This is a genomic window from Nocardioides sp. Soil774 (assembly GCF_001428125.1).
In the GTDB taxonomy this organism is placed as follows: domain Bacteria; phylum Actinomycetota; class Actinomycetes; order Propionibacteriales; family Nocardioidaceae; genus Nocardioides.
On sequence record NZ_LMSM01000008.1, the window covers coordinates 198,413 to 210,577 of the forward strand.

The 12,165-nt window shown below is 73.9% G+C and carries 10 protein-coding genes; 3 read left to right on the plus strand and 7 right to left on the minus strand.

Annotated elements, in window-relative coordinates:
• Nucleotides 1-4: 4 nt before the first annotated feature.
• The 4 genes from ASG76_RS12205 to ASG76_RS12220 form a co-directional block, all read right to left on the minus strand.
• On the minus strand, nucleotides 5-1,807 hold the full coding sequence (locus tag ASG76_RS12205; protein WP_056603412.1) for a glycosyltransferase family A protein: 1,803 nt from the start codon (nucleotides 1,805-1,807) through the stop codon (nucleotides 5-7).
• On the minus strand, nucleotides 1,804-2,772 hold the full coding sequence (locus ASG76_RS12210) for a glycosyltransferase family 2 protein (RefSeq protein ID WP_200948161.1): 969 nt from the start codon (nucleotides 2,770-2,772) through the stop codon (nucleotides 1,804-1,806). The genes ASG76_RS12205 and ASG76_RS12210 overlap by 4 nt, the downstream gene beginning before the upstream one ends.
• On the minus strand, nucleotides 2,772-3,836 hold the full coding sequence (locus ASG76_RS12215; protein WP_082587479.1) for a sulfotransferase family protein: 1,065 nt from the start codon (nucleotides 3,834-3,836) through the stop codon (nucleotides 2,772-2,774). Before ASG76_RS12215 ends, ASG76_RS12210 begins: the two co-directional genes overlap by 1 nt.
• Nucleotides 3,837-3,964: 128 nt before the next feature.
• On the minus strand, nucleotides 3,965-5,314 hold the full coding sequence (locus tag ASG76_RS12220) for a GH1 family beta-glucosidase (RefSeq protein WP_056603417.1): 1,350 nt from the start codon (nucleotides 5,312-5,314) through the stop codon (nucleotides 3,965-3,967).
• 18 nt (nucleotides 5,315-5,332) lie between these two features.
• Between ASG76_RS12220 and ASG76_RS12225 the strand changes: the two genes are divergently transcribed.
• The gene (locus tag ASG76_RS12225) at nucleotides 5,333-6,025 is read left to right on the plus strand and encodes a pirin family protein (RefSeq protein WP_082587480.1); all 693 of its coding nucleotides are present in this window, start codon (nucleotides 5,333-5,335) and stop codon (nucleotides 6,023-6,025) included.
• A gap of 45 nt (nucleotides 6,026-6,070) precedes the next feature.
• On the opposite strand, the gene ASG76_RS12230 is transcribed toward ASG76_RS12225, so the two are convergent.
• Nucleotides 6,071-7,654: an FAD-binding oxidoreductase gene (locus ASG76_RS12230; protein WP_235529566.1), complete on the minus strand. Its 1,584-nt coding sequence runs from the start codon at nucleotides 7,652-7,654 to the stop codon at nucleotides 6,071-6,073.
• A gap of 17 nt (nucleotides 7,655-7,671) precedes the next feature.
• Here ASG76_RS12230 and ASG76_RS12235 point away from each other — a divergent pair, with 17 nt between their 5' ends.
• Together ASG76_RS12235 and ASG76_RS12240 are read left to right on the plus strand one after the other, a co-directional pair.
• Nucleotides 7,672-8,277: a TetR/AcrR family transcriptional regulator gene (locus ASG76_RS12235; protein ID WP_056603423.1), complete on the plus strand. Its 606-nt coding sequence runs from the start codon at nucleotides 7,672-7,674 to the stop codon at nucleotides 8,275-8,277.
• Nucleotides 8,274-9,818, plus strand: a complete 1,545-nt coding sequence (locus ASG76_RS12240) for a glycerol-3-phosphate dehydrogenase/oxidase (protein WP_056603426.1) — start codon at nucleotides 8,274-8,276, stop codon at nucleotides 9,816-9,818. The genes ASG76_RS12235 and ASG76_RS12240 overlap by 4 nt, the downstream gene beginning before the upstream one ends.
• A 151-nt stretch (nucleotides 9,819-9,969) precedes the next feature.
• Here the strand turns inward: ASG76_RS12240 and glmS are convergent, their stop codons facing one another.
• Complete coding sequence (glmS, locus tag ASG76_RS12245; protein WP_056603429.1) at nucleotides 9,970-11,793, minus strand: glutamine--fructose-6-phosphate transaminase (isomerizing); 1,824 nt, start codon at nucleotides 11,791-11,793, stop codon at nucleotides 9,970-9,972.
• A gap of 10 nt (nucleotides 11,794-11,803) precedes the next feature.
• Nucleotides 11,804-12,064, minus strand: coding sequence for a hypothetical protein (locus tag ASG76_RS12250; RefSeq protein ID WP_056603432.1), 261 nt, complete (start codon nucleotides 12,062-12,064; stop codon nucleotides 11,804-11,806).
• Nucleotides 12,065-12,165 lie beyond the last annotated feature (101 nt).

Genomic DNA, 12,165 nt, shown 5'->3' on the forward strand with positions numbered 1-12,165 from the left:
CTGCTCAACTACCCCCGTCGGGTCGGTCGACGTCGTCGACCTCCAGCGCCAGGCTCGGCTGGAAGCCACTCCACTCCGAGGCCACGATGTCAGGTCGACGGAACTCCTCGTCGTCACGGGCCCAGGTGTGTCCCGCTCCGGTGCGCCGCAGGACGTAGCCGAGGCCGTGCGTGCGGTAGATCCGGCCACCGGCCGCCTCGACACCGGCGAGCAGCTGCGCGTCGACGAACTTGCGCACCCGGCGGAAGTCGCCGAGCGAGTGCAGCAGCCCGCGGTCGAGCAGGAGCGTGCCGCCGGCGACGAAGCGCGCGAAGAGCTCGGAGGGGTGGTTGCGGCGCACGGTGAGGTCGCCGCGCTCCTCGTTGGCGTGGAGGTAGACGAACTCCGACGGCATCCCCACCACGTCGGCGCCGGAGAAGCGGCGCGCCATCAGCAGGTCGTGGACCGCGTCGGGTGAGTACCAGTCGTCGTCGTCGACCTTGAGCAGCACCTCGCTCGACGCGGCCCGCGCCGCGGCGGTGAGGACGTCGCCGAAGAACGTCGACTCCTCGAAGGACAGCACCTGGTGCGGGCGGTCGCCGAGTGCACGGCGTACGGCGTCGCGGTCGGGCTCGAAGCCGTGCGCGGCCAGCACCAGCTCGACCTCCGCACCCCGCTGCCGGGCGACCTGGCGCAGCGCGAAGTCGAGCATGTCGGGGCGCTTGGTCGACAGCAGCGCGCTGACCGGCGGCATCGCGACGTGGCGCACCCCGGCACGGTCGGCCAGGGCCGAGCGCCAGGCCAAGGTGGAGTGGTGGTCGAAGGCGGCGCGGCGCACCGCGAGGCTGTGCTCCTCGCGCCGCAGCGGGTCGTCGAGGTCGACCTCTGCGTCGAGCGCGGCCGCCAGCGGCGGGGCCACGTCGAGCACGCCCGACGTCACCAGCGGGACGCCGGACATCGCGAGCGCGAGCAGGTCGGCGGTGGGGATGTCGGCGGGCAGCCGCACGGCCTGGAAGGCGCGGGCCGCGGCGACGACGCCCTCGGTGACCGGGCCGCGGCCGATGCGGGACAGCTCGACGACGCCGTGGTCCCAGTCCTTGCGGAAGCCGATGGGGTTGAAGATCCGCTCGTCGACGGGCTCCGGCCCGGGGTCGGTGACCACCGTCGGGGCACGGTCGATGACGTGGTGCGCCTCCACGTCCCCCCCGCGTCGAGCCACGACGACGTCGGGCGGCACGTCGCGCTCGGCGTCGCCGGCACCGGCCACGTCGGGCAGCAGCACGGCACGCGCGTCGAGGCCGGGCGCGGCGGAGCGGCCGGCGTACGCCACCACGAGCCCGCCGTGGGTGGTGTCGCCGGGGCCGGCGGCCTGGCGGGCCATCTCCATCACCACGAGCTGCGCGCGGGCACCGGAGGCGAAGCGGACGACCGTCAGCACGCCGCGGTCACCGGCCTCACGGGCGGCGAGGTGCACCAGCTCGGGCCACTCCGGGCGCGGCACGAGCACCCAGGGGGTGGGCGCGTCGGTGAGCCAGCACGCCACGGCCTTGCACTGCCCGAGCAGCGGCACGGCGCTCGCCATCCGTCGCAGCCGGGCGCGATCGGCCGCCACCACGAGCACCGAGCCCCAGCCCTTGCGCGGGCCGGTCAGCGTCGACAGCGGGACGACGGTCGGCTCGATGCCGGGCACGTCCTCGATGCCGTGGAGCGCGTCGAGGGCGAGCGCGTCGGAGTCGTCGACCAGCACCAGCGTCGGCCCGGGGAGGCGCAGGTCCTGGAGGGGGTGCGAGTGGGGGTGCTGGACGGGCTGCTGCGGGGTGGGGCTCACGGTCGCAGGCGCTCCTTCGGCGCTCGGTGCTTCAGGGCTCTGTGCTTCAGCGTGGGGGGCAGGGAGTGCTGCACCAGCGGGCGGGGCTGGCGCCACAGCCAGTCGCGGCTGACGTGGTCGATGATGTGGACGCCGGGGGGTGCGGTCACCTTCACCAGCCCGCCGAGCGCCTCGGGGTCGCCGTTGCGGATGGCCTCGTCGACCTCGAACTCGCGCAGCTTGCGGTAGAGCCGGGTGTTGGTGAAGTCGACGCCGTCGCGGCGCCAGTGGGCGTACTCGTCGGCATCCAGCCACTTCACCTCGAGCACCAGGCCCTGCTGGAGCACGATGCGCTCGACGCCGGGCGGCTGCTCGCGCAGCTCCCAGTCGAAGGCCTTGACGAAGGTGGTGTCGGGGCCCATCGGGTAGACCCAGGGCTCGAGGAAGCGCAGCGACAGGTCGAGCCAGCCGGTGGACTCGTCGACGACGGTGAGCGGGTGGCGCGGCATCGCCACGATCGCGCGGGTCGACTGCAGCTGCCACGACAGGTCGCGCAGGATGCCCGCGCCCTCGGGCGTCAGCACCATGTCGCCGTCCCACTTCATCGAGTAGGTCGTGCGCACGTGGGAGAAGCACCAGTTGTAGAAGTGGGTCAGCGAGTGGACGCTCGTCGCAGGTGTCGCGAGGTGCTCGCCGCCGGCGCGCGAGACCCGGTGGGGGTAGTCGAGCACGGTCAGCCGCTCGCCCGCACCGCACTGCTCGGCCACGCGGCGCGCGACGTCGGCGGTGCCGTCGTCGGAGCCGTTGTCGACCAGCAGCACGTGGTCGACCGCCGAGAAGATCGGCGGCAGCACCCACGGCAGGTTGCGGGCCTCGTTGCGCACGCGGAACACGCACGTGAGCCCCGGCGTGAGCGACTCACCGGCCGTCCACGGCCAGGTCACGTCGTAGCGCGGGTCACCCTCGAGCGAGGCGATGTCGGGCATCAGGCAGGTCCTTGGGGGCGCTCCCGGCCCATGGCCCTGCGCAGCTTCTGGCGCGCCGCCGGCGGCACCATCGCGCGCACTGCGTGTGGCACCCGGTCGGCGGCGGACCGCGCGGCCGGCTGGCCGGCCTCGCGGCGTGCCTCCGCGGCAGCCGTACGCCGCTGCGCGACGACGGTCGAGTGGGCGAACGCCTCGGCCTCGGCGTACTGGCCGGCGTACGCCGTGCGGAGCTGGTCGCACCACTCCTGGTGCTTCGCCGAGTCGTCGGTCGAGATCGCGTCCAGCGCCTGCCAGGTCTCGTCGGCGAGCTCGCGCAGGCGGTCCGGGACCCCGATGTCGTCCCACGTCATCGTCACGCGCCGCAGGGACGGGTCGATGAAGCGGTGCACCTCGGCGATGTCGACGGCCATCGCGGTCTTCACGCCGGTGAGGTCGAACGCCTCGCCGAGGGCGAAGACGGGCTGGGTCCAGTCGTCGAGCAGGTCGCCGTAGTGCACGAAGGCGCGCTGCTGGCCCCGGGTGGCGCGCTCGGTGTGGAGCATCATGTTGACCCACGCCGCGGTGCGGGTGATGGCGCCCTGGTCGGACCCGGCGCCCATCCGGCCGTAGTAGGTCTGCTTGGAGCCGACCACCTCGGTGACCGGCCTCAGCATCGTGACGTAGGACGGGGTCGCACCGCAGCGCTCGGCCGCGGCGCGCCACAGGCCGAGGAACCACGAGGCCCGCGGGTCCTTGACGACGAGCTCGTCGGCGACCGAGAACTGCTCCTCCAGCCAGGTCGCGACCCGCTCGCGGGTGGCGTGGTCGCCGCTGGTGGTGCCGGTGTCGAGCCACGCGCGCGGACGCGCGTCGGAGACCTGCACGTTGCTGCGGGCGAGCAGCTCGGCGTGGAGGTCGACCACCCACCGCGGCTCGCCGAAGCCCTTGGGGTTGGTCGCGTCGGCGACCACCTCGGGCTGCGGCACGTGCAGGCCCAGCGTGCGCAGGGTGCCGGCCATCGTGCTCGTGCCGCTGCGGCCGGACCCGACGACGAACACGACACGTCGAGAAGTGGGCTCGGTCATGGCGCAGAGACTATCGGGGGCGCTGGATCGGACGGCGGGCCGCGCTGCCCCGACGCGTCGCGCCGCCCGGCCAGCCGTCGGTGGAGCCTCGGGCCCGACCTACCGGCCCAACGCTCCACCGTCGTACGTCACAGGTGCTGCGGCTGCGCCGCGATCATGTCGGCGTACCACTGGAACGACTTCTTGGGCGTGCGCACCAGGGTGTCGTAGTCGACGTGCACGAGCCCGAAGCGCTGGGAGAAGCCCTCGGCCCACTCGAAGTTGTCCATCAGCGACCAGCAGTAGTAGCCGCGCACGTCGACGCCGCGCTGGATGGCCTCCGAGACGGCGTTGAGGTGCGAGCGGAGGTAGTCGATGCGGGGCTGGTCGTCGACGACGCCGTGCTCGTCGGGGCCCATGTTGAAGGCGCAGCCCGACTCGGTGATCACGATCGGCGGCAGGGCGGCGCGGAAGCGGGCCCGGAACATCACCAGCCACTCGCGCAGCGCGTCGGGCACGATCGGCCAGCCGAAGTCGGTGGTGGGGTGGCCGACGACGTCGCGGTTCTCCCAGGGCAGGTCCGAGCCCTCGGACGCGGCGGCAACCTTCATCGGGTTGTAGTAGTTGACTCCGTAGAAGTCGAGCGGCTGACGGATGGTGGCCAGGTCGCCCGGCTGCATGATGTCCTCCATCAGCGGCGCGAGGTCGGCGGGGTAGCGCCCCAGCAGCATCGGCTCGAGGAACAGCCCGTTCCACACGGCGTCGAAGAGCTTGCTCGCGCCCACGTCGGCGTCGTCGTCACTCGCCGGCCACACCGGGGCGTGGTTGTTGGCGCAGCCGATCGAGGTCGCGCCGGCACGGCGCAGCTCGATGGCGGCGCGGCCGTGCGCGACGAGCATGTGGTGCGAGGCCCACAGCGCGTCGAAGAGCAGCGTCTTGCCGGGGGCGTGGCGGCCCAGTCCATAGCCGAGGAGCGAGGCGACATTGGGCTCGTTGACCGGCACCCAGTGCTCGACCCGGTCGGCGAGGCGCTCGCCGACGATCGCGGCGTAGTCGGCGAACCGCTCCACGGTGTCGGGGTTGAGCCAGCCGCCGTCGTCCTCGAGCCCCTGCGGGAGGTCCCAGTGGTAGAGCGTGGCCATCGGCTGCTGGCCGTGCGCGAGCAGCGTGTCGACGAGCCGGTCGTAGAACTCCAGGCCCTTGGCGTTGGCGGGTCCGCGACCGGTCGGCTGGATGCGCGGCCAGGCGATCGAGAAGCGGTAGCCGCCCGTGCCGAGCTGCTCCATCAGCGCGACGTCCTCGTCGACGCGGTGGTAGTGGTCGCACGCCACCGCACCCGAGCTGCCGTCGGAGACCCGCCCGGGCTCGGCGCAGAAGGTGTCCCAGATGCTCGGCCCCCGGCCGTCCTCGTCGACCGCGCCCTCGATCTGGTAGCTCGCGGTGCTCGTGCCGAACCGGAAGCCGGGCGGGAGCAGGGGGAAGTCGTGCGGGGGGGACACATCGGTGAAGATATCGGCATGGGCAGGGCCGTGTACGCCGCTTCGCGGAGGTCGTCGTCGGTCGACGCGGGGCGCGTGACGCACCACTCGTTCTCCTTCGGCCCGCACTACGACCCGGCCAACCTCGGCTTCGGTCCCCTGGTCTGCCACAACGACGACCTGCTCGACCCCGGCGCCGGCTATGCCGAGCACCCGCACTCCGAGATGGAGATCGTCACCTGGGTGCTCGAGGGGGCGCTCGTCCACACCGACTCCACGGGCGCCCGGCACGTCGTCGAGGCCGGGCGCACCCAGGTGCTGTCGGCCGGCTCGGGCGTGCGGCACAGCGAGGTCGCCGACCCCGGCTCCGGGCGCTGCCGCTTCGTCCAGGCGTGGCTGACGCCCTCGACCGCGGGCACCGTGCCGTCGTACGCCGTGGGCGAGGCGCCGACCGGCGCGTCCGGGCTGGTCGCGGTCGTGGGCGGCGACGCCCTGCCGATCGGCACGACCGGCGCGCGCCTGCTGGTGGCGAGGATGGCTGCGGGCGATGTCGTGACGCTGCCCGACGACCCGCGCCAGCACGTCTTCGCCGCCACTGGTGCGTTGGAGCTCGACGGGCTCGCGCTGCGCGGCGGCGACGCCGCAAGCCTCACCGACGAGCCGGGGCATGTCGTGCGGGCGAGCGAGCCGACCGAGCTGCTCGTGTGGTCCTTCGCCACTCCCGCTGGTTGAGGAGGTCACGCAGGGCGCCTTCCTCGACCAGCGACGGGGTCAGGGTCAGGGAATGAGGACCCCCGGGTTCAGGATGCCGGCCGGGTCGAGCTCGGCCTTGACGGCCCGCAGCACCCGCACGCCCACGTCACCGATCTCGCGCGCCAGCCACGGCCGGTGGTCGGTGCCGACGGCGTGGTGGTGGGTGATGGTCGCGCCCGCCGCGACGATCGCGTCGCTCGCGGCGGCCTTCGCGCGCTGCCACTGGGCGATCGGGTCGTCGCCCTGCCGCACCGCGACGGTGAAGTAGAGCGAGCAGCCGGTCTCGTAGACGTGCGAGACGTGGCACAGCACCAGGGTGCCCTCGCCGAGGGTGTCCTGGAGTGCCGCGCGCACGTCGTCGTAGAGCCGCTCGCGGTCGGACCAGAAGGTCGCGGTCTCGAGCGTCTCGACCAGGACGCCGTGGTCGAGCAGCGAGTCGCGCAGGTAGGGCGCATCGAAGCGGCCGTGCAGCCACCTCTGCCCGGGCTCCTCCCCCAGGGCGGTGCCGCCGAGGCGCTCGAGGAGGGCACCGACCGCCGAGCGCCGCTCCGCGACCTGCTCGGCAGTGCCCTCGTAGCCGGTGATCATCAGGCAGCCGGGGTCGTCGGTGCTGCCGATGGACGACGGGTCGGCGAGGTTGAGGGCGGTCTCGGACTCGTCCGAGAGGCGCAGCACGGTGGGCAGCAGCCCGCCCTGGGCCAGGGCGCGCATCGCGTCGGCGCCCGCGGCGAAGGACGGCCAGCGCCACCCGTCGTACGCCGTCGCTGCCGGCGCGCGGCGCACCCGCACGGTCACCGAGGTGATGACGCCGAAGGCGCCCTCCGAGCCCAGCACCAGCTGGCGCAGGTCGGGCCCGGCGGCCGACGCGGGGGCCGAGCCCAGGTCGAGCGAGCCCGTGGGGGTGGCGACGGTGAGCCCGACGACCATCGCGTCGAAGCGGCCGTAGCCCGCGCTGGACTGCCCGCTGGAGCGGGTGGCCGCGAAGCCGCCGATCGAGGCGTGCTCGAACGATTGCGGGTAGTGGCCCAGCGTCAGCCCGCGCTCGGCGAGCAGCGCCTCGGCCTCGGGCCCGCGCAGCCCCGGCTGCAGCGTCGCGGTCATCGACACCTCGTCGACCGCGAGCAGCCGCTTCATCCGCACCAGGTCCAGGCTGACCAGGCCCGCGAAGCCGTCGCGGCGGGCCGCGAGACCACCGGTCACGCACGTGCCGCCCCCGAAGGGCACGACGGCGACCCCGTGCTCCGCGGCCCACTCCAGCACCGCGACGACCTCGCCGTGCCCGTCGGGCCGCACGACCGCGTCGGGCGCGTCGTCGAGGTCGCCCGCGCGGGCGCGCAGCAGGTCGGGGGTGGACTTGCCACGGGTGCGCAGCGTGCGGGTGGCGTCGTCGACGAGCACGTGCTCGGCGCCGACGATCGTGCGGAGGCCGGGGAGCAGGTCGTCGGCCAGGTCCGGGGCGGGGGGGCGCGCCCCCGCCACGGCAGGCCGCTCACGGGAGCCGAAGGCGAGCTCGACCAGCTCGAGCGCCGACTCCGGCAGGTCAGCGGCGCGCGACGGGTCGCCCCAGCGCTGCGGGTGCATCTCGGGCACGGGCGTCCTGCGATCCATGCGTTACAGTGTGCCACATGTCGTCACTTCGTCACATCCACCCCGACCTGGGGAGCGACCCACGTCTCGACGCCTACCTCGACGCCGCCCGCGACTGCATCCTCGACGTCGGCTGGCGGCGTACGACGCTCACCGAGGTCGCGAAACGGGCCGGGGTCTCGCGGATGACGATCTATCGCGCGTGGCCCGACATGGGCTCGCTGCTCGGCGACCTGATGACCCGCGAGTGGGTCGGCATCGCCGCCGCCACCCGGGCCGCGGCCACCGACACGACCAGCCCGGCCGGCATCGCCGCCGCCGCGCTCGCCACCGTCCGCGCGCTGCGCGACAACGAGCTCTTCGTGCGCATCGTCGAGCTCGACCCCGACTTGATGCTGCCCTACCTGCTCGCACGCCGCGGCCGGTCGCAGGAGGCCCTGATCGAGATCCTCGCCGCGGAGATCGCGAGCGGGCAGGCCGCCGGCGCGATCCGCGCGGGCGACCCGGTGCTCATGGCGCGCTCGATGGTGCTCGCCGGCCACGGGTTCGTCTTCTCCGCGCTGACCATGGTCGACGCCGCCGTCGGCCTCGACGAGCTCGACGCCGAGCTCGCCCGCCTCGTCACCGCCTCGCTCGCGCCATGACCGCCCGGCGGATCACCCCCGGCCTCGGCGGCGTCCCCGACGACGTCGACGTGGTGGTGGTCGGCCTCGGCATCACCGGTGCGGGCGTGGCGCTCGACGCGGTGACGCGCGGTCTCACCGTGCTGGCCGTCGACGCCCACGACCTCGCCTTCGGCACCTCGCGCTGGTCGTCCAAGCTGGTCCACGGCGGCCTGCGCTACCTCGCCCAGGGCCAGCTGGCCATCGCGCACGAGAGCGCCGTCGAGCGCGGCATCCTGATGGACGTCACCGCGCCCCACCTCGTGCACGCGCTGCCGATGCTGACCCCCGTCGGCGAGGCGATGCCACGCGGCCGCACCGCCCTGACGTGGGCCGGCCTGCACGCCGGCGACGCGCTGCGCCGCACCGCGCACACCACCGCCCGCACGCTCCCCCGCCCCCGCCGGCTCAACGCCACCGAGGCCCTCAGCCTGGCGCCGTCGCTGCGGCCGGACGGCCTGCGCGGCGGGCTGCTGGCGTGGGACGGCCAGCTCGAGGACGACGCGCGGCTGGTCACGACGGTCGCGCGCACCGCGGCCGCCCACGGCGCCGACGTACGCACCAGGGCGCGGGTGCTGAGCGCGAGCGGCACCCGGGTCGAGCTGCGCGACGAGCTGACCGGTGCGACGCACGTGGTGCGCGCCCGGGCGGTCGTGAACGCCACCGGCGTCTGGGCCGGCGACCTCGACGACCGGGTGCGGCTGCGCCCCAGCCGCGGCACCCACCTGGTGCTGCGCGGCTCGACCCTGCCGCACACCCGGGTCGCGGTGATGGTGCCGATCCCGGGCAGCAGCTCGCGCTTCGCGATGGTGCTGCCGCAGCCCGACGGCACCCTCTACGTCGGCCTCACCGACGAGCCCGTCACCGGACCGGTGCCCGACGTGCCGGTGCCGAGCGAGCGCGAGGTCGACTTCCTCCTCGACGTCGTGGCCACCGCCTTCGCCGACCCCCCGACCCGCGCCGACGTCGTCGGCGCCTTCGCCGGGCTGCGCCCCCTCCTGGAGGTCGCCGGCGCCGACACGACCGCCGACCTGTCCCGCCGGCACGCGATCCTCACCTCGGCGAGCGGCATGACGACCGTGGTCGGCGGCAAGCTCACCACCTACCGCCGCATGGCGCAGGACACCCTCGACGCGCTCGTCGCCGACGGTCGGCTCGACGCCGGCCCCTGCCGCACCGCGACGCTGGGGCTGCTCGGCGCAGCGCCGCACGAACGGCTCCGGCGCAGCACCGCGCCCGCCCGGCTCGTACGACGTTTCGGCACCGACGCCGACCTGGTGCTGGCGACGGCGCGCGAGGTCACCGGGCTCGGCGACGACGAGCTGCTCGCCCCGGCTGCCGACCACGTGCCGGTGACGCTGGCCGAGCTCGTCTTCGCGATCACCCACGAGGGCGCGCACGACGCCGACGACCTGCTGGAGCGGCGTACGCGCGTGGGGCTGGTGGCCGCCGACCGGGCGCTCGCGGAGCCGCTCGCGGAGCGCGCGCTCGGCCTGGTCGCGACCGCGGTCGGCCACGGGTGATGCACCTGACAGCAAAAACTGGGGGGCACTTGCGACGAAGCCCGGACACCGCTCGGGGCCCGTGGGAAGGTTCTGCAGGCGCGCCCCTTGCCGACCCCATGCGGCAAGGGGCGCCCAGTCCATTTCAGGGCCGTCGCGCGGTGCGCGCGGGCTACTCGACGGTGACCGACTTGGCCAGGTTGCGGGGCTTGTCGATGTCGTGACCGAGGTGCTGCGCGGCGTGGTAGGCCAGCAGCTGCAGCGGGATCGTGAGCAGGATCGGGTCGAGCTCCGGCTCGTTGCGCGGCACCACGATCCGGCGCGCACCGACCTCGCCGAGGTCGACGTCTGCGTGGGTGATGACCACGAGCGGGCCGTGCCGCGCGTCGATCTCGTGCAGCGCGCCGATGTTGCGCTCGGTCAGCTCGTCGCGCGGCACCAGCGCGACGGTCGGCACCTCGGGGTCGATGAGGGCGAGCGGGCCGTGCTTGAGCTCGGAGGTCTGGTAGGCCTCCGCGTGGCGATAGCTGATCTCCTTGAACTTCTGCGCGCCCTCGCGAGCCACCGGGAAGCCGCGCACCCGGCCGATGAAGAACAGGCTGCGCGCCTCGGCCAGCACCTTCGCGACCTCGACCAGGTCGTCCTCGCCGGCCAGCACCTCCTCGATCTGCGCGGGCAGCTTCTCCAGGCCGGCCACCAGGCGCTTGCCGTCGGCGATCGAGAGGTCGCGCACGCGCCCCAGCTGCAGGGCCAGCAGTGCGAAGCCGAGGAACATGTTGGTCAGCGCCTTGGTGCTCGCCACCGCGACCTCCGGGCCGGCGTGGAGGTAGATGCCGCCGTCGCACTCGCGGGCGATCGCCGAGCCGACGACGTTGACGAGCCCGACGCAGCGACCGCCCTTGCGGCGCACCTCCTGCACCGCGAGGAGGGTGTCGATGGTCTCGCCCGACTGGCTCACCGCGACGTAGAGGGTGTCGGGCTCGATGACGGGGTCGCGGTAGCGGAACTCGCTCGCGGCCTCCGCGTCGGCAGGGATGCGCGCGAGCTCCTCGATCAGCGCTGCGCCCATCTGGCCGACGTAGTAGGCTGAGCCGCAGCCCAGGATCTTCACCCGCCGCACCGCGCGCAGCTCACGCGCGTCCATGTGGAGGCCGCCGAGGTGCGCGGTGCCGAAGCGCTCGTCGAGCCGGCCACGCAGCACCGCCTGCGCGGTGGTGGGCTGCTCGAGGATCTCCTTGCGCATGAACGACTCGTGCTCGCCCGCGTCGTACGCCGATGCGTCGATGTCGACCTCGGTCGCGGTCTTGCCGGTCGAGGCGAGGTCGGTGTGGCGCATCGTGCTGAAGCCGGCGGCGGTCACCGTGGCCATCTCGCCGTCGTCGAGGACCGCGACCGTCGTGGTGTGGCGCACGATCGCGGCGAGGTCGGAGGCGACGAACATCTCCTTGTCACCCACGCCGACGACGAGCGGGCTGCCGTTGCGGGCGACCACGATGCGGTCGGGGAAGTCGGCGTGCAGCACCGCGAGGCCGTAGGTCCCGACGACGGCGCCGAGCGCGTCGCGCACCTTGCCCTCGAGGGTGTCGGCGTCGCTGCGGGCGACGAGGTGGGCGAGCACCTCGGTGTCGGTGTCGCTGGCCAGCGTGACGCCCGCGTCGGTGAGCTCGGCGCGCAGCGCGGCCGAGTTGTCGATGATGCCGTTGTGCACCACCGCGACGCGGCCGGACTCGTCGGCGTGCGGGTGGGCGTTGGCGTCGGTCGCCGGGCCGTGCGTGGCCCAGCGGGTGTGGCCGATGCCGGTCGTGCCGGCGAAGCGCTTGGGCAGCGCCTCGGTCAGGTCGCGCACCCGGCCGGCCTGCTTGGCCACCCGGATCCCGCGCCCGCCGAGCACCGCGACGCCCGCCGAGTCGTAGCCCCGGTGCTCGAGGCGGGTGAGCCCCTCGAGCACGACGGGGGCCGCGTCCTGGCGGCCGATGTAGCCGACGATTCCACACATGGTCAGTCCTCTATCCGTAGACGATGCGGCGCAGCTGCCGCTCGGAGAGCTCGGGTGCCGCGACCACGCGCTCGCGCAGCTCCTCGGCGATGCGGGCGAAGATCTCGGGGTTCTTCGCGCCGTAGGTCTTGAGGTGCGCGTGCCGGTCGCGGACGAAGCCCTCCACGCTCTGGGTGTGGAAGGCGATGACGTCGTCGATCACGCGGGCTGCCTCTCCCGGCGTCAGCGACGTGGTGGCGACGACGTGGGAGACGAGGGCGGGATCGGGCACATCCCCGATGGTCGCGCCGCGGAGCCATCCGGTGCAACTTCTTGCCCGAAATCGGGCAGAAACCGCCGATTGGGTCCAGAACGGCCGCGTTGGAGCTGGCC

Excerpts from the sequence above, each read along its gene's own strand:
- ASG76_RS12210 (WP_200948161.1), bottom strand. The coding sequence starts at position 2,772 with ATGCCCGACATCGCCTCGCTCGAGGGTGACCCGCGCTACGACGTGACC.
- glmS (WP_056603429.1), bottom strand. The coding sequence starts at position 11,793 with ATGTGTGGAATCGTCGGCTACATCGGCCGCCAGGACGCGGCCCCCGTC.
- ASG76_RS12235 (WP_056603423.1), top strand. The coding sequence starts at position 7,672 with ATGTCGTCACTTCGTCACATCCACCCCGACCTGGGGAGCGACCCACGT.
- ASG76_RS12240 (WP_056603426.1), top strand. The coding sequence starts at position 8,274 with ATGACCGCCCGGCGGATCACCCCCGGCCTCGGCGGCGTCCCCGACGAC.
- ASG76_RS12215 (WP_082587479.1), bottom strand. The coding sequence starts at position 3,836 with ATGACCGAGCCCACTTCTCGACGTGTCGTGTTCGTCGTCGGGTCCGGC.
- ASG76_RS12230 (WP_235529566.1), bottom strand. The coding sequence starts at position 7,654 with ATGGATCGCAGGACGCCCGTGCCCGAGATGCACCCGCAGCGCTGGGGC.
- ASG76_RS12225 (WP_082587480.1), top strand. The coding sequence starts at position 5,333 with ATGGGCAGGGCCGTGTACGCCGCTTCGCGGAGGTCGTCGTCGGTCGAC.